The organism is Sphingomonas sp. Leaf231 (assembly GCF_001421995.1).
In the GTDB taxonomy this organism is placed as follows: Bacteria; Pseudomonadota; Alphaproteobacteria; order Sphingomonadales; family Sphingomonadaceae; genus Sphingomonas.
This window is the reverse complement of the sequence record NZ_LMLS01000006.1, coordinates 13,307-33,380: the sequence shown is the minus strand read 5'-3', so window position 1 is coordinate 33,380 and position 20,074 is coordinate 13,307. Positions and strand designations below refer to the sequence as shown.

The following is a 20,074-nucleotide window of genomic DNA, read 5'->3' as shown; positions in this document are numbered from 1 at the left end:
CAGGTCGTCGATCTTGTCACGAAATTATAACCGATCGCGCCGCGGATCGTGGTGAAACAGCGAAATACCGGCCACCGCGTATTAATGTTGCGCAAAGCCGCATTAAAAACATTACGATAGCCTAACGCAACTTCGTTACGTTTTGGTGAAACAATCGACCGGCCGTTACGAAAACGTCACGTATCGTGGATCAGCGCAGCTTGGCGATCGCCAGACCGTCTTCCTTGGCGCGGGTCTTGATCGATTCCTCGCTGCGCGTCAGGGCCTTGGCGATCGCCTTCAACGCCATGCCCTTCTTGGCCAGCTGGTGCAGCTTCTGGATTTCGTCGGGGCGCCACGGCTGGCGATGGCGTTCGAAGCGTTCGGTCATCATCGCCACATAGGCACGCGCATCGCCAGCGCAATCGCTGCCCGCGTGGCGGCGCTTTACTCAGACAGCCACAGGCGATGCGCGTGCGACCGGCGATGACGCGACGCGGCCGCCGCGAGGGAAGGGGCCACGACGCCGTGAGCGGGAAGGGTGGGTCATTCCCGCATTCGCCGCGCCGCGCGCGCCGCCGTGACGCGCGGAGCGCGGGTTCAGACCGCCTGCGCGAACCGCATCGTCGGGCGGCGGCGCATCGCGTGACCGACCACCGCGAAGCCGACGAGCATCAACGCCCAGCTCGCCGGTTCCGGCACCGCCGCGCCCACCTGCACGATGGTCAACGGAATGCCGACCGACCGCGACGTCGACAGACCGGTCGCTCCGGTGATCCCGGTGTCGGTGATGCCGGTCGCCAGCGCCGACAGCTGGTTGGCGGAGACGTGGTAATATTGGTTGGTCGGCAGCGTCCCGGCGGGATCCTGCATCGCGGCATCGGCGAAGAAGAAGTTGTTCGCGCTGCCGTCGAGCGAGGCGGTGGCGTTGCCGGGGGCGAACAGCCCCTCGGCGGCATCGTAGCTGCCCGCATACAGCGCGCCGTTGCGGTTGAAGGCGACGCCGTTCACGAACACCGAGATGTTGCGCAGGTTGGTGATGAGCGTGCCCGACAGGTCGCCGTCGAACGATCCGGTCGCGACGACCGGGGCCGTCGCCTCGCCGCGTGCATCGATCGCGAACGTCTCCGTAAAGTCGAACGTCGCCGCGTGCCCCGCCGGCACGCCAAGCGCCGCGACCAGCGCGGCGAGAATGAACGTCTTCATCGGATACCCCCGTTGTGGTGCAGCGCACCCAAAGCCGTTTCGGCCTAGGGGTGGTGACGCGCGGCGCTGTAGGTCGGCGACCTACAGGCCAGCCCAACGGCGCGGCGCGCGTCCCGCAACGGGACGGCGTGTTCGGGTCGGGAGGAAGCGGGGGGTGACCGGATCTGGTGGTTAGCGGAACGGCAGCTTTGAGGTAAGCGAGGCAGATAAGCGGACGTTCGATCGTCAGACGCGCATGAAACCCCATCCGTCCGAACGACCGTCACTCGCTTGCGCCAGAGCGCCCAGTTTCTCTTCCGCCGCTGTCACGTTTTCGGCGGACGACACCATCTCCTTTGAAGCCGTCACGTCCCAAGGGTCCTCACTTCGATCCACCTCCTCGACGGCGGTATCGAAACCGGCTTTCATCGCGGCCGAAGCGAAGGATTCCGCCGACGCGCGGCTCGGAAACACCTGACTGAAATCCACCCTGCGCAAAGGCGCAAGGTCGCTTCCATCTTCTTTCATGCTCTTCAGGATTTCGGCGTTCTCTTCGAACAGGGACATACGATCCTCCAACACCGCGCCTACCTGAACGACCGACCGCTTTCGGGCAACCGGAACGCCCGCGACAACGGCCCACGCTGGGCGTAAGCGGACAATCCGCGGGTATCCGCCGGGTACATCGTACCTTGCCGGGAGCTACAGCCGAGGAGCAAAGGCGAGCGAGGCGGAGCGTATCTCGACCACAATTCGCCTTTCTAGCCGATGGCTTACGTCGACGACACGAAGCGCCTGATTGCCACCAAAGCCTCTGCCGGGTCGGGTACACCGAACAGGTCGACCTCCGAGACCTGGGCGCGGCGAACGTGGGTGAGGACAATCCAGCCGCGTTGTCCATCGCCTTCAACGAGAGCGGCGTCTCTAATCTCGGCCCCGAGGATCTCCCTGTACTGATTGCCACGCCCGCTGCACCACGCGATGCGTCGATCCGTTACGACCATTTCGCCGAGTACATCGTTGACGAAGGTGCGACCGGGCTTCGACATGAGCGGCGCCACAGTGGCGCTGAGTGCCACTGTGGCGAAGAAGCTCCAGAAGAGCTTCAGAACAAGCGGTTCGGCTCCTGTCCAAACGTGTACCAGCCACCAGACATACAGGGCCGGCCCGATGCAAGTCAGGAGTGCCATGACCAGGCGGGTTCGGTCGATGCCGCGCAATCCCTGCTTGCCGCGCCAAGCGATGAGTTCGCCAGGCGCCAAAACAAAGCCGCCTGGCTCTGCATGCCTCGTCGTCCATAGCGAGTAGGCGCCGCGGACCATCCTCGCCAACACCACGCTGGCCAGCGGCACCGCACCGGCCAGAACTCCGATCTGCACGGGTAAGGCTGGCACAAGGATGTATGGGCCGCGGCGGCGCCCAACCTGCACCATCTCGCCTGGGATCAACAGTACAGCGGCAATCACTGCGGCTAGAAAGAGAAAGATCGGGAGATAAGCCGCGGTGGCGAGAGCGACACGGTCACGCCGCGAGGGCAACTGGGTGCCTTCTCCCTTTCTCGCCTGGCTCATCGCTCTTCCATGCGAAAGTTGCCGAACATCGGCAAGTGGCCGACCGCCGCGACGGTCAGCGGGTATCTGCGGGGTAGAACCGTGGGAAAGCCCCTTGCCGATGGAGCCTACAGGCGTTCGGGGCATCCGCTTTCCCGAAATCGCCCTTTGGAGATGGAGAAATGGGAAGGATCGCACTGAAGGATCGGCTGCGTCCGGGAACACGGATTGCCGACCTGAGCGTCCGGATCTGGGCGTTAGCGGACGCTGCGCCGGGTGACCGCGGCGGAGGACACCTCCGCCGCGCTCGGCCTAAATCGAGGATAATCCCGTATCCTGAGGCGCCGAGCTTTCATCTTTTCCGACGCGACCGCCACGCGATTTTCACATTTATCCATGCTGCTTCGGCCGCTTGAGCCTGACCCACGAACGCATCGACGATCAACGGAAGGCCCACGATCATGTAGATGAGCACGAACCAACCGTAGGTTGCTTTGGAAGCGCCTACGTAGATGAGGTAAAGGCCCACGGCGGTGAGGATTATGGTCGGCCACATCGACCATCGCGCCAGCCGTTCTATCATGGACAACATTAGCTCTCTTCTTCAAGGCGGCTTGACGGCAGCGCCCATCAGTAGCTTCATGACATTTAAGCCGAGCGTCCGCTACTGGGCGATAGCTGCCGTCGTTCCGCGGGTATCCGCCGGTACAATGGGCATCGCCCGGCCCCCACGCCTAGGTAAAATGACGACCGCGGCGGAGGGTGCCTCCGCCTCTGCTCGATGGTGATATACCGGGCGGACACTTCGCGATCATCAATTACCGCAGGGCGAATTTGGCATGCAAGCGCTTGCGCAGAAAGGTGTAGAGCGGTTGTGGGCGCTTCGCTCAAAAGGATACGACGATGGCAAAAAGCCAGCGAAAGTCGAATAAGGAAATTCGCAAACCCAAGGCGGAAAAAATAAAGAATGTCGCTGCCAATGCATCCACGAAGGGTGGCCCGGTCATCGCGCTCATCGAACGGAAATAGAGTCGGCGTTCGCATCTGCACGAGCTCGAAACTTCCGGAAGGACGATGATGTCACGAGCTCTAAACGTCAACGCTACCGAGGCGGAAGTCAGATCGTGCGCGGCAGCCAAGGGCGCCGCTATCAGCGCGATCGAAGCGATCCTGTCCGGCGGAACACGTGTCGTGTTCGCGAATGGTGCCGACGCCGAGGTAATGCGAGGTGTTTTCGTAAATCGGATGATCGAAGGGGCGGTGACGCGCGAGCGTTGGGTCAGCGGTGGCTGAAGAAAACGGCGTCACCTTGGCGAATCAGCGCTGGAAGCAATCCGATATTACTACGTTGCGTACTCATCTCAGCGCGGGCGACACGCTGATCGATGTCTCGCGCATTCTGGAACGCTCCCCTGAAAGCGTCATGATGATGATCAGTCGCTTGCGGCTCCCTCTCCGGAGCGGGGCCCCCGATTAGAGACATGGGCCAGAATAGCGGTCTTACCGGTGCAGCCTACGGCTTCCCGCGAGACCATTAGCCAAAACTGGCCTTTGTTCACAACGCAAAGATCTCGACCGACCAGAGAGGCTGCTGGCAGGATCTGTACGTCATGCCGGTTCACCGTCTTACTGATGGCGTCGCACTACTTCCCCGCGATCTCGAAAGCCGCAGTCACGGCGCGGATATTCCCCGGGTACGAATAGCATCGCCAGGCACACAAACACCCGCGCGCGCCGCTATCTCGTTATAAAGGTCGCTAAGCCGCCGGCGTGCGCTCGATCCTACTCTCCGCTGACACAGATCCCGACTGGCGGAATAGCTCCCGCTTAGTGCACGTCTGTTGCGTCAAGATACTTTCTAAGCTTTTCGATTGCAGCGCTCGTTAGAACTACATCCTGCCTGATTGATCTCGGCTTGATCTGACCGTCTTTGGCAAGCTGATACAGCCACCGCTGCCCCTCACGAGTCCCTACGTTTACCCCGGCGATCAGCCCGGATTCGCTCAGCACATGACCTCTTTGCTTGGCGACAAATAGCACAAGTAGCATATTCCATGCGTACTCATCGAATAATTCACTGGGGAAAAGAACGTACCGCGCATAACGATCCTCTAGGATTCTTTCAGCGATTTGCGCCCTGCGCTCATCCTTGTCCATTATTAAAGGGTAATATGTTTCGTAAATAATACAAAGGGAGATGTTCCCCAACTAGGAAGTTACCCATTCACTTAAGTTGTGATGCGTGATGAAATATCCTCTATATTTGTATGGAAGTGCCTCCGCGCCATTGCACGGTCGCCACGCTTGTCGATAGAAAGGCGGCCCGAGCAGAGCGTGCCTTCGCTTGGGGGGGGGGGCGAGTGTCGTACTTTGCGCGTCAACAGGGCGTCATTGCGCGGGTATGCGGCAGGTACAATGAGGACGCCCATGCCCCTACGCCGAGGTATATCGGCGACAGAGGCTGAGGGCGCCTTCGCGTGGCTCGTTTGGTAAGGTATTTAGCTACTGATTTCGGCAGTGGAGACGCGGCCTCTGACTGCGCGAAAGCCTCGCAACCAAGCGTGACGGATCATGGGTTTATCGTGACTGGCATACGGGCAGTCACTTTCGTTGGCAGTCGCATCAACAGCGGCCTTTCGGCCTTCTTCGATTGCTTTATCAAGATGCGCTCGGCCGATATGGGGGAGACTACTGAAGATCATGATGCATCCCCGGCCTTTGGTTGAATGCGATCTGGTTGGACTCCCGCCTCTATCAGCAGCTCGGAACCCATTTTGAGGCGCCAGCCGCCCGTCTTGGAATCATAGACCGAGCATGCCCCTTCGCCGTTGCCTGAGTCTCGAGGCAACCAACCACTATGCTCGACAAACTCGCGGTGCGGAAAGGGCGTCGCTTCAATTAGGACACCATAAGCTTTCGCGAATGCCAAATGCGCATGGCGCGCGCTCGCCGATGGCGAGTTTTTAGCCATGTACAGCGAATGTTGTTCACGATTGAGCAAATAGTTGAGATCCATTGCACGCGCCTCCGTCAGAGCGGGAGCAGCAGGCTCTCAGCCGCACATCGCCCGGAACGTCTAGCGCGGTGCCGCCTGTGTAGCACTTTATGGATAAGTCACGCATAATTGTTTTGATTGGATGCCCCGTCCGCCATCTAGTATGTTATCTAGGATTTCTGCAGCTTCTCCGAGTCTCCGTCGGGTTTCACATCGAATAAAGGTCGACCCTTGATGGCTTATCCTGAGGTATTTTTGGTTACCTTTGACGCAAATGCAGTGATCCTTGACCGCAAAGGACCCGAAGAGAGCCTTGTTGTGCGACTCGATATGGATGAAGCAAACACTCTCATAGATCAGCTTATCCAAGCAACGCGAAGCGCGCTTAGTCGAGGTGCGATCAATCCGCCCTCTCCGGCAGCGCTACGTGACTTACAGCGATCAGATCGCCCAGGCTTTCTAGGACGGAAGCCAATCCCTCTCGAGACCTAGATGCGCCATGATACCACAGAGGCCGATAACCCTGCCTTGGTGGTCAGGCCCATCATTGAACGAACGACTGCTCTGAATGCGTGGATTGATGGTCACCGCGGCACAGGCAAAAAGCGACGCGCCTCTCTGCTCATGCACGGGTGCGGACCGGAAATCGAGCTTGATCGACAGCCGCAAACGTCAGCATTCCCGAGGCTAGCGGGACGGAGGCTGAGGGTACCTCCGCCTCCGTCCGCCGAATGTCGCGTTGTGGTGGAAAGCGGTCGTTCGTAACCGCAGGGCTCGCTATGAGCAAGCTATGGCACTCAGCGACATTCAGGGCCGGTTAGCGGCGATACTCGTAGTCGAAGAAGCATCTTCGGTTGACTGGTCCACCGTTGATCGCCTTTGCGACGAGCTTGACCGCGAGCTTGATGCCTCCGGTGAGGATGTGCCCGAGATCATGGCTCATTTTTTGTCCGACAGCGACATTCGCGCTCGCGATGCCCGCTATGGTGACGCTCAGCGCGACGCCATTCGGACCTATCTAAAGACTGGTGACTACTTCGATGGCGTAGCCTTACCGTGGTGGGATTGCTTGGCGCTGCTCGTAGTGGCTGGTGGCGTAGTCGTTTGGGCGGTCGCTTAGCCGAATGTCCGCAATTGGCCGTGAGCGGAACGTCCACTTGTGGGGGCTTTCGGCCATTCCCTGCTTTCCCGCAAACGAAGCCGTCACGAGACACTCGCCCGGCGCGATCGCGCCGGGAGCCGTCCGGGCCACCTCTTCTTCCCGAACCTGTTCCCGATCGCTCCTTCTCGAAATGGCGTGTCGAGAACGGAGAGACGGGAAAGATCGCGCTTGCCGAACGGCCGTTATCCGGGGCCGGGATCGCCGCCCGAACGGCCGGGCGTGGGCGATCGCACGTCGCCACGCCCGGGTCGCTCACTTCATATAGACCGAGAAGCCGCCCTTGATGACCTTGGCCTTCAACGGTGAGGCGGACAGCATCTGGCGCAGGATGCGGGCGGGCGACATCCGCCCCTTCACGCGCGCGGTGGGAACGTCGTGCGCGTCGGCGTTCGCGACCTGCCGCACGTCGAGCGATACCGGGCAGCGCGTCGCGTTGGTGAACTTCTTCAGCGCGTCGCCCAGCGGCATCGCGGCGATGTCGACGCGGACCGGCCTGTTGTCGCAGCGGTAGAAACTGGCATCCTGCGCCGCGGCGACCTGTGGCGCGGCGGCGAGGGAGATGAACGCCATGCAGGCGAGGATGTGACGCACGGGGAGCCTCCGGTGTTTGATCGCTGGACCGCGCACGCCACTTCGACGTTACGCGAGCGTCCTGATACGCATCAGTCCCTGAACGGCACCGAAACGGGTCACGCCAGCACGAACGTTCCCGCCAGTCCCTCCGCCTCCGCGGACGGCGCGACCCACAGGCGGAAGGCGCCGGGCTCGACGGTCGGCTTCAGGTCGCGGCCGGTGAACAGCAGGTCGGCGCGGGTGAGCGTGAAGGTCACCTGCCGGCGCTGGCCGGGGGCGAGCGTGACGCGCGTGAACGCCTTCATCACCCGCACCGGCTGCGTCACGCTGGCGGCGACGTCGTGGACGTAGAGCTGCACCACCTCGGTCGCCGCGTGCGCGCCGGTATTGGCGATCGTGGCGCGGATCGTCAGCGGCGCGGCGTCGGTCAGCGTCCTGCCGCTGAGCGACAGCCCCGAATAGGCGATCTCGCCATAGGTCAGCCCGTGGCCGAACGGAAACAGCGCGCTGTTGGGAAATTCGCGGAAGTGCGTCTTGTACGGTTGCAGCGCGCCGGGCGGATTGGGGCGGCCGGTGGCGCGGTGCGCGTAATGATAAGGCACCTGCCCGGTGGCGCGCGGGAAGGAGACGGGCAGGCGCGCCGAGGGCGACACCGCGCCGAACAGCACGTCGGCGATCGCCGGGCCGTCCTGCGACCCGAGGAACCACGTCACCAGGATCGCCGGCGCGGCGAGCACCGCCCCGGACAGCGCCAGCGCGCGCCCGGTGCGCAGCAGCACGACGACCGGCGTGCCCGTCGCGGCGATGGCGGCGGCCAGCGCCTGTTGATCGGGCGGCACGACCACCGCCGAGCGCGACTGCGCCTCGCCCGACATGTCCTGCGTCTCGCCGATCGCGAGCACCACGACATCCGCCGCGCGCGCCGCAGCGACCGCGGTGGCGAGGTCGCTGCCGTCGTCCAGCGTGACGGCACCGGGGTCGGCGACGGTGGCGCGCACCGCCGTCGCCAGATCCACCGCCTCGCGATCGGTGCCATAGACGTTCCACGGGCCGATCAGGTCGTGGCCGCCGCCCGCGAACGGGCCGATCAGCGCGATCTTGCGACCGGCGCGGGGCAGGGGGAGCACCGCGCGCTCGTTCTTCAGCATGACGATGCTGCGCCCGCCGGCCTCGCGCGCCAGCGCCAGCGTTTCGGGGGTACGGATGCGTGCCTTTTCGCGGAGCGGATCGATGCGGCGGAACGGATCGTCGAACAGGCCGAGCGCGACCTTGAGCGCGAGGACGCGGCGCACCGCCTGGTCGAGGCGCGCCATCGGCACCTCACCCTTCGCGACCAGATCGGGGAGGTATTTCAGGTACAGCCCGCTTTGCATCGACATGTCGACACCGGCGAGGAAGGCGAGCCGCGTCGCATCGCGCGCATCCTCCGCCAGCCCGTGCGCGATCAGTTCCTCGTCGCCGGTATAGTCGGACACGACCAGCCCTCCGAACCCCCATTCGCGACGCAGGACGGTGTCCAGCAGCCACGGATTGGCGGTCGCCGGCACGCCCGACAGATCGTTGAACGACGCCATGACGGTCGGCGCGCCGGCCGCGAACGCCGCCTGGAACGGTGGGAAATAGATGTCGCGAAGTGTACGTTCCGACATGTCGACACTGTTATAGTCCAGCCCGGCCTCACCCGCGCCATAAGCGACGAAATGCTTGGCGCAGGCGGCGACCGCCTGCGGATCGGCAAGCCCGCTGCCCTGGAAGCCGGCGACGCGCGCGGCGGCGATCAGGCGGCCGAGCAGCACATCCTCGCCCGCGCCCTCCACGCCGCGCCCCCATCGCGCGTCGCGCGCGATGTCGACCATCGGCGCGAAGGTCCAGTCGATGCCCGCGGCCGATGCCTCGATCGCGGCGGCGCGCGCGGTGCGCCGCGCCAGATCGGGGTCGAAGCTGGCCGCCTCCGCCAGCGGAACCGGAAAGACGGTGCGCAGGCCGTGGATGACGTCGGCGGCGAACAGCAGCGGGATCTTCAGCCGCGAGCGGCGCATCGCCTCGGTCTGCATGCGCCGGGCCATTTCGGCGCCATTGCCGTTGAACACGCCGGTCAGCTCGCCGCGCCGGACCATGCGCAATTGCGCGTCGAAGCTGGACGCCGCGCCGGCCGGGTTGAGCGACACCGCCGCGCCGCCCGCCCAGGCGGCGGCGAGCAGGTTGAGCTGCCCGGCCTTTTCGGTGACGGTCATGCGGGCCAGCAGCGCCTCGACCGCGGCGGGCAGGGGGCGCGCGGCGACGGTGGCGAGCAGCGCGCGCGCCGGGGCGGCGGACCACGCCAGCGCCGCGCCCGCGCCGGCCAGCCACGCGCGGCGCGAGATGTGGCGGGCCGCGCACCGATCATGCCCGGCCTGCTGGCGATCGTATCCGTCCATATCGCTTCGGCTCCTCCGGTCGATCGCGAGCGCGACGCACCGATTGATTATCAAATCCGGCTCATGTAAGCGGTTTCTGTAAGCGGTTACAGGCCGCGTCGCAACGCGGGATTTCGCCCGCCATGGAAGAGGATGCCGCGCCGGCCATGCCGCCTGCACGAACCGCTCATGACCCGCCCCCCCCAACACCGGCCGACCCGGCGTGGGGTGAGGCCGCGCACGGCGATGGCGTGGAAGGTGGACCTGCGGCGGGCGACCGCGATACGGTCGCGCCCGCCCGGATCGCCGCGACCCGCCTTGCCCATGCCACGATCCACGACGTCGCGCGCGAAGCGGGGGTGTCGGTGGCGTCGGTGTCGCGGGTGCTGAACGCGCGCGACCATGTGCGCCCGGCGATGCGCACCCGCGTCGAGGAAGCGACGGCGCGGCTGGGCTACGTGCCCCATGCCGGCGCGCGCAGCCTGAGCCTGGCGCGGACGGGCGCGATCGGGGTGGTGCTGCCCGACCTGCACGGCGAGTTCTTCTCCGAATTGCTGCGCGGCATGGACCGCGAGGCGGGCACGCGCGGGCTGGGCCTGTTGCTGACCGTGCTGCACGACGGGCGCGGGCTGGACACGCTGGCGGGGTTGCGCGGGCAGGTCGACGGGCTGGTGGTGATGGCGCCGCAGCTCGATCCGGCGGTGCTGGCGCAGCACATGCCGCGCGGGGTGGCCGCGTTGTTCCTGAATTGCGCGGCGGGCGACGCGGCGGCGCGGCTGTGCATCGACAATCGCGCCGGGGCGGCGGCGATCGTCGCGCATCTGGTGGCGGGCGGCGCGAAGCGGATCGTCCACGTCGCCGGGCCGGCGGGCAACGTCGACGCCGAGGAACGCCGCGCGGGCGCGCAGGCCGCCGCGGCGGATGCGGGCGTCGCGCTGTGCGTGGTGGAGGGCGATTTCCGCGAAGCGAGCGGCGCGGCCGCCGCGACGCGCATCGCCGACGGCACGCTGGCGGGCGACGCGATCTTCGCGGCCAACGACATGATGGCGATCGGCGCGCTGATGACGCTCAGGCGTCGCGGCATCGCGGTGCCGGAACAGGTGGCGGTGGCGGGTTTCGACGACATCCCGCTGGCGCGGCTGGTAACCCCGGCGCTGACCACGATGCGCATCGACATCGCCGAACTGGGCGCGCGCGCCGTGGCGCGGCTGGCGACCCGGATCACGCACGCGCGCGACCGGGCCAGGGAAGAAGCTTCCGACCACGCAGCCGGCACCGAAGCGATCGTGCCGCAACTGGTGGTGCGTGAGACGACAACGACAACGATAACGGACAGGGAAACCGAGTGATGACGAACAGGGCTTTGCGGCTGGCATTGGCCGGCGCGACGATGCTGGCGGGGATCGGTGCGGGTGCGGCGTGGGCACCGCCCGCCGCGGCGCAGGCCGGGCAGGCGGCGTTGCGCGGCGTGATCCGCAGCACGCCCGACAATCCGGTGCAGGAGATCGCGCTGGTCGAGGTCGGCAGCGGCTTCCGCCGCACCGTCGCGCCGGGCGCGGACGGCAGCTACAATTTCCCGTCGCTGCGCGCGGGCGCGTACCGGCTGGAGATCCGCCTGCAGAAGGGCACGCGCAATTCCGACCAGTTCACGTTGCGCGTCGGCCAGAACGCCGGGCTCGACCTCGACCTGACCACCGCGCCGGCGCCCGCGCAGCCGGCCCCGGCCGACAACACCGCCGGCGAGACCGCCCCGCCTCCGGCAGATGCACAGGAAGGCGACATCATCGTCACCGGCAGCCGCATCCGTTCGCTGTCGGGCGGGCAGGTCGGCATCAACATCACGCCGCGACTGATCGAGCAGCTGCCGCAGAACAGCCGCAACTTCCTCGCCTTCGCCGATCTTGCGCCGGGCGTGCGCTTCATCGAGAGCGCCGACGGCAGCTCGCGCATCCAGGGCGGCGCGCAAGGATCGAACTCGGTCAACGTGTTCATCGACGGCGTCAGCCAGAAGGATTACGTGCTGCGCGGCGGGCTGACCGGGCAGGACAGCTCGCCCGGCAACCCGTTCCCGCAGCTGGCGATCGGCGAGTATCAGGTGCTGTCGTCGAACTACAAGGCGGAGCTGGATCAGGTCGGATCGGTCGCGATCATCGCGGGCACCAAGTCGGGCACCAACGAATTCCACGGCGAAGGCTTCTTCGACTATACCGACCAGAGCCTGCGCGAGCGCCGCCCGACCGAGATCTTCCCGAACAGGATCGCCAAGGTCGCGTCGGAGGACAAGCAGTTCGGCGTCGCGCTGGGCGGGCCGATCGTGAAGGACGTCGCGCACTTCTTCGCCAGCTACGAGGGCAAGCGCCGTCAGGTGCCGATCGACATCCTGCCGGGCAACGGCATCGCGGTCGACAGCCTGCCCGCGCAATATCGCGACATCTTCGGGTCGTACAATTCGGACTTCACGCAGGACCTGTATTTCGGCAAGATCGACGTCGAGCCGACCGACAAGGACCTGTTCGAGCTGACCGCCAAGTACCGCAACGAAAGCGGCCGGCAGATCGGCAACGGCATCGCCGCTTATTCCACCGCGACGCTGACCAAGGTCGAGGAAAAGCGCGGGATGCTGCGCTGGCAGCACAGCGAGGAGAAGTGGATCAACGACCTGCGCGTGTCCTATGAGGACGTGGCATGGTCGCCGCAGCCCGCCGAGAACGGCATCGGCCAGCAATTCCGCACGACGACGCGCACCGGGACCGGTATCTCGACCTTCGACCTGTTCCGCACCGGCGCCGGTCTCGGCTTCCAGGACAAGGGCCAGAAGGGCTGGACCGTCCAGGACGACTTCACCTGGACCGGGTTCGAGAACCACACGATCAAGGTCGGCGCCAAGGCGAAGTGGGTGACGCTCAACTCGCTGGAGCAGAACCTCATCAACCCGCTGTACTCGTATGACACCACACTGCCGGGCGCGAGCGGGTTCAACGACCAGATCCCCTACAGCCTGCAATTCGGCGCGCTGGGTCCGCTGGGCGACCCGCGCATCCGCTCGAAGAACTTCCAGCTCGGCCTGTATGCGCAGGACGACTGGGACGTGACCGACCGGCTGACGCTGAACCTCGGGCTGCGCTGGGATTACGAGCGGACGCCGGCGTTCCTGAACTACGTGACGTCGGCGGAGGATATCGCCGCGGTGTCGCCCGCGAACTACCCGAACCTGATCGGCGCCGATTACAACATCAACGACTATATCTCGAACGGCAGCAACCGGAAGGCGTTCAAGGGCGCGTGGCAGCCGCGGCTGGGCTTCACCTATCGTCTGGACGAGGCGGGACGGTTCACGGTGTTCGGCGGCTATGGCCGGTCGTACGACCGCACCCAGTTCGACTTCCTGCAGCAGGAGTTGACCAACGGGCGTTTCCAGCGACGGCAGTTCCTGTTCCAGGGCGCCGACACGGTCAATCCGTGCACGCCCGGACCGTCGTGCATTCCGTGGGACGCCGCCTATCTGACCGAAGCGGGTCGCCAGCAGCTGCTCGGCAACAGCGCCAGCCCCGGCGGGCGTGAGTTCCGCTTCATCAACAACGACCTGAAGGTGCCGTATTCGGACCAGTTCAGCCTGGGCGTGCGCGGGCGGTTCAATCCCGTAGAGCTGGAGGTCGGCTATACCCGGATCGTCAGCAAGGACGGCTTCGCCTACCTGCTCGGCACGCGCCGTCGCGATGGATCGTTCTTCGCGCCGTCGCCGACCACCGGTGCGCCGCAGGGGCCGGATACCAGCTTCGCCCCGGCCGGTTTCGGTGCGATCATCATCGGCGACAACGGGCTGGAGACGCGTGCGGACTCGGCCTATGCCAAGCTGACCAAGACCTATTCGGCGGCGTCGCCGTGGAGCATCGACGCGACCTACACCTTCACCGCGGCGGAGGATAACCGCCCCGGCAACGATCAGGCGGGCTATTTCCTGCTCGATTTCCCCAAGGTGTCGGATTACCCGTTCCTGCGCTCGGGCGTGGTGCCGCGCCACCGCTTCGTGGTGGCGGGCAGCACGGACACGCCGCTGGGCGTGACCTTGTCGGCGAAGTTCCAGATCGAGAGCCCGACCTTCCAGCGCGCGATCCTGAATTCGGCGCAGCCGTTCGAGCGGACGCTGGTCGGATCGGAAGTGTTCGGGCTGGGCGATCGCTGGGGCCGCCGCCAGCTCGACCTGGCGTTCACGAAGTACGTGCCGCTGGGGTTCATCGGCGACGAGACGCGGATCCGCTTCCGCGTCGACATCATCAACGCGATGAACGACCGCAACTACGTCGACTACAACAACGATCCCCTCGACGCGGCCCGTACGGGATCTTCGCCGAGCGTGTACCGCGAGCAATCGACCAACAGCATCGGCGGCAACCCGCCGCGCACCGTGAAGCTGTCGGCGGGGTTCAACTTCTGATGACAGCCGGCCGTCGCCCCGGACGTGTGTCGGGGCGGCGGCAGCAGGTGCCGTTGCAGACGATGATCGGAGAGGGTGCCTGACCGCATGACGTTCGACCGACGCGATATCCTGCGCAGCGCCGCGCTGGGCGGGGCGGGGTGGCTGGCGGGGTGCACCGCCGGCCCGCTCGCCCCCACGCGCGCGCCGCGGCTGGCGTTCCCCGGCGTGCTGCCCGCGATCGGCACCACGCCGGCCAGCGCCAGCGATCCGTTGATGGACGACATCCAGCAACGCACCGTCCGCTTCTTCCTGAACACCACCGACCAGCGCACCGGGCTGGCCCCCGACCGCTGGCCGACACCCAGTTTCGCGTCGATCGCGGCGGTCGGCTTCGCGCTGACCACCTATCCGATCGCGGCGACGCGCGGCTGGATCACGCGGGCCGATGCCGCGCAGCGCACGCTGACCACGCTGCGTTTCTTCGCCGATGCGCCGCAAGGCCCGGCGAAGGACGGGACGAGCGGGTACAAGGGGTTCTTCTACCACTTCCTGGGGGTGACCAAGGGGCATCGCTTCGCCCGGACCGAACTGTCGACGATCGACACCGCGCTGCTGCTGGGCGGCGTGCTGTTCGCGCAGACGTGGTTCGACGACGACGCCGACCCGGCGGAGCGCGAGATCCGCGATCTGGCCGACCGGCTGTACCGTGCGGTCGAATGGGACTGGATCACCCCGCGCAAGCCGTTCGTGGCGATGGGCTGGCACCCCGAAAGCGGCTTCATCGGTTCCGACTGGAACATCTATAACGAAAGCCTGATCCTGTACGTGCTGGCGCTCGGATCGCCGACCCATGCGCTGCCGCCGACGACCTGGGACGAATGGACCGCACGGTTCGACCCGTCGTGGGACGAGAATTACGCCAATCCGTTCACCGCCTTCCCGCCGTTGTTCGGGCATCAATACAGTCAGGTGTGGATCGATTTCCGCGGGCTGATGGACACCTATTCCAAACGGCGCGGCTTCGATTATTTCGAGAACAGCCGCCGCGCCGTCTATGCGCAGCGCCGCTATGCGATCAACAATCCGGCGCGCTGGCGCGGTTACGGCGAGAATGTCTGGGGGCTGACCGCGTGCGACGGGCCGGGCGATTTCGTGCGCGAGATCGACGGGCGCAACCGCGAGTTCTTCTCCTATTCGGCGCGCGGCCCCGGCGACCGCGACGACGGCACGATCGCGCCGACCGCCGCGCTGGGATCGATCGCCTTCGCGCCGGAGATCGTGCTGCCCGCCGCGCGCGCGATGTATTCGACCTATGGCACCGCGATCTACGACCGCTACGGCTTTCGCGACAGCTTCAACCCGACGCTGACGCTGACCGATGCCAGGCTGCAGCATGGCAAGGTGGTGCCCGACATCGGCTGGGTCGCCGACGATTACCTCGGCATCGACCAGGGACCGATCGCGTGCATGATCGAGAACTGGCGCAGCGGGCTGATCTGGAAAACGATGCAGAAGAACCCGTACATTCGCGCCGGGCTGGCGCGCGCCGGGTTCACGGGCGGCGGACTGCGCTGATTTATGTAAATGTTTCGAGACACCTGCCTGATAGTGGCCTGACATGACGCCTCGCATGTCCTTCGATGTCGAGCCGGCGCGCGATCTGGTGCGGATCACGCTGACGGGTTTCTTCACCCCCGACGACGTCGCCCGTTTCGTCGCCGCGCGCGACGCCGCGCACGCCCAGCTGCGCTGCGCGCCCAACGCGCATGCCACGCTGGTCGACATGCGTGCGATGCAGATCCAGTCGCAGGCCACGGTCGAGGCGTTCCAGCGCGTGCTGGGCGATCCGCGCATGGCGTCGCGGCGGCTGGCGTTCGTCGTCGCGCGCTCGCTGGCGCGGTTGCAGATCAAGCGCGCCGCGGCGGAGCGCGAAGCGTCGTTCTTCACCGCGATCGAGGATGCCGAGGCGTGGGTGCTCGCCGCCTGAGGACGATACCGGTCATGCGAATCGGCGCCGGTTCTCGCCGGGCGCATGCGTGGCGCGGAAACGCCGGTCGCTGAACATCGCGGCACGCGATCGCGATGACGACCACCATCGTATCAACCGATATTACTGGCCCAGAATGGAGATCGGCCCGACCGTCCGGCACATTGCGCCCGGCAATGCGTGATGGTTAATTTCCGGTTACGATAGAATGCATAAGCCGTCGCGGGCAGTGATCCGCCGCATCACGGCCAAGTCGACAGCGACCAAAACGGCCCTGCGTGCCAGTTGTGGCGGCGAGGATGGTTGCTTGACTTACAATTGGCACGAACAACTAAATGCCGCTTGACGCCACATAACTTCGAAAGGGGATGTTCGATGCGCAGCAGCGTTTCGGAAGGTCGTACCGTGTATTCCACGCTGGCCCATGGCAGGGAGGCACGCCTTGCCGCAGGGCCACGTTCGGTCGAGGCCGAACTGGGCACGTTGGTCGAGACGGCCACCGAGGACATGCGGACCGATGCATCGCCTTTCGACAAGATGGCCTACGCCGCCGGCGTGACCACGACGGCGTTCGCGGGTTCCGCGGCGTTCCTGGATGGCATGGCATCACGGACCGGCACCGGCACCGGCGCATTCTATCACGCCTTCACGCCCGGCGCGACGCCCGGCGGCACGTCGCCGGCCGCGGCCAAGTTCGCGGCGTCGGCTGCAACACAGGCGGCTGCAACACCGGCGGCTGCGACACCGACGGCTGCGATCGCCGGGGTCACCGATCCGCTCGCCGCGCAGCAATGGCACCTCGCCAAGCTCGGCGACATGGAGCGGGTCTGGCAGGATTACACCGGCAAGGGCGTGAAGGTCGGCATCTACGATTCCGGCGTGCAATACGAGCATTGGGATCTCGCCGCCAATTACGACGCCAGCATGCACCTCAAGATCGGCGGCAAGACCTATGACGGCGACTACACGCCCCAAGCCGGGCCGCACGGCACCGCGGTCGCCGGGCTGATCGCCGCGGCGCGCAACGGCAAGGGCACCGTCGGCATCGCGTATGAATCCAGCATCACCGGGGTCAACCTCTTCGATCCCTATTCGGGGGGCGGCAGGGATCCGGGCATCTTCGTCAACGCCACTGACAAGACGCTGTTATTCGAAGCGATACGGCAAACCGCGAAGTTCGACGTGGTGAACCACAGCTGGGGCGGCGGCCCCAAATACGACAGCAGCGGGGACCGCAACGTCGCGGGCACCTACGCCTACAACATGACCCGGGCGATGACCTTCGCCGCGGAAACCGGGCGCGACGGGCTGGGCACGATCAACGTCATGGCCGCAGGCAACGATGGCAGGGACACACAGGGACAGGGCGATCGCAACGATCGTCATGTGGTAGAGGTCGCCGCCTATCGCGAAAGCGACGGTTCGGCTTCCTCCTACAGTTCGCGCGGCGCGGCGCTGCTGGTGTCGGCTCCATCTGACGAAGCCACCGACCTGGGCGGCCGGGGCATCGTCACGACCGACGTGCTGGGGCGTCACGGCTACAACACCGCCGTCGATCCGGGCGGCAAGCTGGACCATACCGACGCGTTCGGCGGTACGTCCGCCGCCAGCCCGATCACGGCCGGCGTGGTGACGCTCATCCTCGACGCCAACGAAAACCTCGGCTGGCGCGACGTCAAGAACATCCTGGCCGCCTCCGCCAAGCTGCCGGTCGCATTCGACACGCCGCCCACTGCCCAGGTCGAAGGGGGCTTCACCAATGCGCTGAACGAGTCGACCTTCGCGGTCGTCGGCAGCGGCAACGGCTGGAACGGCGGCGGGCATCACTATTCCACCGATTACGGCTATGGCGCGATCGATGCGTACAACGCGGTCCGCATGGCGGAAGTGTGGTCGCTGTTCGGCACCGCCGCGACGAGCGCCAACGAGGTCCGCATCTCGACCCCGACCTTCGCGACGAACCTGACCGTCGCAAAGGGCGCGGCACCGGACGCATCGAAGGCGCACTCCGGCTTCACGACCACGCCGACCAGCTTCACCTTCGACGTGACGGATTCGATCGACCTCGAACATGTCGACATGCGGATCGGGTTCGCCAGCTTCACCAACGCGCCGACCACGCTCGGCACGCTCAAGATCAAGCTGATCGCGCCGGACGGCACATCGGCCTTCGTCGATACGATCGGCGCGCCTCGTACCGCGGCGAGCGGTGCGGACACCTTCACCTTCGGTTTCGCCAACTTCCGCGGCGCCGCATCAAAGGGAACCTGGACCGCGCAGTTCCAGGAGCATTTGCCGGCGACCACCACCACGATCACGTCGTTGCAGATGACCGCGTTCGGAGCGGCGCAGAAGGCGGGCGACGTGTTCACCTACACCGACGAGTTCCTGACGATGGCGGCGATCGGCGGGCAATCCGCACGCCGCACGCTGGTCGACGATGATGGCGGCACCGACTGGATCAACGCGGCGGCGGTGACCAAGGACGTGTCGATGTCGATGGCCGAGGGCGGCTGGACCAGCTTCGGCGGGGTCAACGCGTTCCGCATCGCACGCGGCACGCAGATCGAGAACGTCGTCACCGGCGACGGCAACGACACGATCAGCGGCAATGCGCTGGCCAACGAAATCCGCGGGATGCGCGGCAACGACGTGCTGTTCGGCGCGGCGGGCGACGACCGGATGTACGGCGGCGCGGGCAACGACCGGCTGGACGGCGGCACCGGTGCCGACCTGCTGGACGGCGGCGCAGGCAACGACACCTATGTCGTCGACGCGGCGGGCGACATCGTGATCGAAGCGGCGGGTGCCGGCACCGACACCGTCTATGCCACGATCGCCTACACGATGTCGGCACATGTCGAGAACCTGTATCTCTCCGGCGGTGCGCGCGCCGGCACCGGCAACGCGCTCGACAACAACATGTACGGCACCAATTTCGCCGACACGCTGTCGGGGCTGGACGGCAACGACGTGCTCAAGGGCTATGCCGGCGACGACCGGCTGTCCGGCGACTTCGGCCACGATACGCTGCACGGGCATGAGGGCAACGACTGGCTCGACGGCGGGGCCGGCGCGGACACGATGGAGGGCGGCATCGGCAACGACATCTATGTCGTCGACCATGCCGGCGACCAGGTGACCGAATTCTTCCAGAACGGCACGGGCGGGGTCGATACCGTCCAGGCCGCGGTCGACTGGACGCTGGGCGCCAATGTCGAGAACCTGTTCCTGACCGGCGGCGCGGCGCTGAACGGCACCGGCAACGCGCTGGCCAACACGTTGCGCGGCAATGACGCGGCCAACGTCCTGCGCGGCGCGGCGGGCAACGACGTGCTGATCGGGCTGGGCGGCAACGACACGCTGTTCGGCGGCACCGGCAACGACACGTTCGTGTTCCAGACCGGCTTCGGCAAGGACACGATCGGCGACTTCGGCGCGGGCGATACGATCGATCTGGCCAGCTACCCGCTCAAGGATGCGCCGGTCATCACCGATCTGGGCCGCGACACGCTGATCGACCTGGGCAACGGCAACACGATCACGCTGCTCAACATCGATCCCGACCAGATCGCCTTCACGGGCAACGCCTTCGGCTTCGCCGGCTGACCTGACCGCCAGCGCGCCTTCCCGCAGCAAGAGGAAGGCGCGCGGGCGATCGAGGTTCGGGCGGGATCGGCATTCAGCATTCCACGGATGCCGGACTGCCCGCCGTTGAAGATGATCCACCCGTTCGGGCGAACCGGGCGCGACGGGCTGGGCACGATCGGGGAGATATGCTCCGGCCACCCATCGTTGCGAGCATTCCGCGCGACGCCCTGGCCTGCTTC

The 20,074-nt window shown here is 65.8% G+C and carries 19 protein-coding genes; 9 read left to right on the top strand and 10 right to left on the bottom strand.

Annotation, left to right across the window (positions count from 1 at the left end; all coding sequences use genetic code 11):
• Window positions 1-190: 190 nt before the first annotated feature.
• The 5 genes from ASE95_RS16545 to ASE95_RS16525 form a co-directional block, all read right to left on the bottom strand.
• Window positions 191-373 (bottom strand): hypothetical protein, encoded by a 183-nt coding sequence (locus ASE95_RS16545; RefSeq protein ID WP_200918880.1) that lies wholly within the window; start codon window positions 371-373, stop codon window positions 191-193.
• Between the two features lie 206 nt (window positions 374-579).
• A complete protein-coding gene (locus ASE95_RS18385) occupies window positions 580-1,185 on the bottom strand; it encodes a PEPxxWA-CTERM sorting domain-containing protein (protein WP_056638898.1) in 606 nt (201 codons plus the stop codon).
• Window positions 1,186-1,410: 225 nt separating this feature from the next.
• Window positions 1,411-1,731: a ribonuclease E inhibitor RraB gene (locus tag ASE95_RS16535; protein WP_056638895.1), complete on the bottom strand. Its 321-nt coding sequence runs from the start codon at window positions 1,729-1,731 to the stop codon at window positions 1,411-1,413.
• 206 nt (window positions 1,732-1,937) lie between these two features.
• The gene (locus ASE95_RS16530; protein WP_055844157.1) at window positions 1,938-2,735 is read right to left on the bottom strand and encodes a hypothetical protein; all 798 of its coding nucleotides are present in this window, start codon (window positions 2,733-2,735) and stop codon (window positions 1,938-1,940) included.
• Window positions 2,736-3,066: 331 nt separating this feature from the next.
• Window positions 3,067-3,306 carry a hypothetical protein gene (locus ASE95_RS16525; protein WP_056638892.1) on the bottom strand — a complete coding sequence of 80 codons (240 nt, stop codon included), beginning with the start codon at window positions 3,304-3,306 and terminating at the stop codon, window positions 3,067-3,069.
• 311 nt (window positions 3,307-3,617) lie between these two features.
• Here ASE95_RS16525 and ASE95_RS18470 point away from each other — a divergent pair, with 311 nt between their 5' ends.
• From ASE95_RS18470 to ASE95_RS16515, 3 genes are read left to right on the top strand one after another with little or no spacing between them, the layout of a single operon-like run.
• Entirely contained in the window at window positions 3,618-3,743 is a 126-nt protein-coding gene (locus tag ASE95_RS18470; protein WP_268795851.1) for a hypothetical protein, read from the top strand.
• A gap of 45 nt (window positions 3,744-3,788) precedes the next feature.
• Window positions 3,789-4,007 carry a hypothetical protein gene (locus ASE95_RS16520; protein WP_235528386.1) on the top strand — a complete coding sequence of 73 codons (219 nt, stop codon included), beginning with the start codon at window positions 3,789-3,791 and terminating at the stop codon, window positions 4,005-4,007.
• Window positions 4,000-4,191, top strand: a complete 192-nt coding sequence (locus ASE95_RS16515; RefSeq protein ID WP_056638888.1) for a hypothetical protein — start codon at window positions 4,000-4,002, stop codon at window positions 4,189-4,191. Before ASE95_RS16520 ends, ASE95_RS16515 begins: the two co-directional genes overlap by 8 nt.
• Window positions 4,192-4,541: 350 nt before the next feature.
• Here ASE95_RS16515 and ASE95_RS16510 read toward each other — a convergent pair whose 3' ends face one another.
• The 3 genes from ASE95_RS16510 to ASE95_RS17865 all read right to left on the bottom strand — a co-directional run bounded on the left by ASE95_RS16510 (window position 4,542) and on the right by ASE95_RS17865 (window position 5,730).
• On the bottom strand, window positions 4,542-4,871 hold the full coding sequence (locus ASE95_RS16510; protein WP_056638885.1) for a hypothetical protein: 330 nt from the start codon (window positions 4,869-4,871) through the stop codon (window positions 4,542-4,544).
• A 341-nt stretch (window positions 4,872-5,212) separates the two neighbouring features.
• The gene (locus ASE95_RS18630) at window positions 5,213-5,416 is read right to left on the bottom strand and encodes a ribosome modulation factor (RefSeq protein ID WP_443025472.1); all 204 of its coding nucleotides are present in this window, start codon (window positions 5,414-5,416) and stop codon (window positions 5,213-5,215) included.
• Entirely contained in the window at window positions 5,413-5,730 is a 318-nt protein-coding gene (locus tag ASE95_RS17865; RefSeq protein WP_156348103.1) for a hypothetical protein, read from the bottom strand. The genes ASE95_RS18630 and ASE95_RS17865 overlap by 4 nt, the downstream gene beginning before the upstream one ends.
• A gap of 769 nt (window positions 5,731-6,499) precedes the next feature.
• On the opposite strand from ASE95_RS17865, the gene ASE95_RS16505 reads away from it, so the two are divergent.
• Window positions 6,500-6,829, top strand: a complete 330-nt coding sequence (locus ASE95_RS16505; protein WP_056638882.1) for a hypothetical protein — start codon at window positions 6,500-6,502, stop codon at window positions 6,827-6,829.
• Window positions 6,830-7,123: 294 nt separating this feature from the next.
• Here the strand turns inward: ASE95_RS16505 and ASE95_RS16500 are convergent, their stop codons facing one another.
• Window positions 7,124-7,462, bottom strand: coding sequence for a hypothetical protein (locus tag ASE95_RS16500; protein WP_056638879.1), 339 nt, complete (start codon window positions 7,460-7,462; stop codon window positions 7,124-7,126).
• Between the two features lie 98 nt (window positions 7,463-7,560).
• Entirely contained in the window at window positions 7,561-9,861 is a 2,301-nt protein-coding gene (locus tag ASE95_RS16495) for a glycoside hydrolase family 3 N-terminal domain-containing protein (protein ID WP_056638876.1), read from the bottom strand.
• Between the two features lie 230 nt (window positions 9,862-10,091).
• On the opposite strand from ASE95_RS16495, the gene ASE95_RS16490 reads away from it, so the two are divergent.
• The 5 genes from ASE95_RS16490 to ASE95_RS16470 all read left to right on the top strand — a co-directional run bounded on the left by ASE95_RS16490 (window position 10,092) and on the right by ASE95_RS16470 (window position 19,853).
• Window positions 10,092-11,189: a LacI family DNA-binding transcriptional regulator gene (locus ASE95_RS16490; protein WP_235528385.1), complete on the top strand. Its 1,098-nt coding sequence runs from the start codon at window positions 10,092-10,094 to the stop codon at window positions 11,187-11,189.
• Window positions 11,189-14,275 carry a TonB-dependent receptor gene (locus ASE95_RS16485; RefSeq protein WP_056638873.1) on the top strand — a complete coding sequence of 1,029 codons (3,087 nt, stop codon included), beginning with the start codon at window positions 11,189-11,191 and terminating at the stop codon, window positions 14,273-14,275. The genes ASE95_RS16490 and ASE95_RS16485 overlap by 1 nt, the downstream gene beginning before the upstream one ends.
• Before the next feature lie 87 nt (window positions 14,276-14,362).
• The gene (locus ASE95_RS16480) at window positions 14,363-15,832 is read left to right on the top strand and encodes a glucoamylase family protein (protein WP_056638871.1); all 1,470 of its coding nucleotides are present in this window, start codon (window positions 14,363-14,365) and stop codon (window positions 15,830-15,832) included.
• A gap of 55 nt (window positions 15,833-15,887) precedes the next feature.
• Window positions 15,888-16,244, top strand: a complete 357-nt coding sequence (locus ASE95_RS16475; RefSeq protein ID WP_156348101.1) for a hypothetical protein — start codon at window positions 15,888-15,890, stop codon at window positions 16,242-16,244.
• Window positions 16,245-16,619: 375 nt separating this feature from the next.
• On the top strand, window positions 16,620-19,853 hold the full coding sequence (locus tag ASE95_RS16470; RefSeq protein WP_056638864.1) for a S8 family serine peptidase: 3,234 nt from the start codon (window positions 16,620-16,622) through the stop codon (window positions 19,851-19,853).
• Window positions 19,854-20,074: the final 221 nt, after the last annotated feature.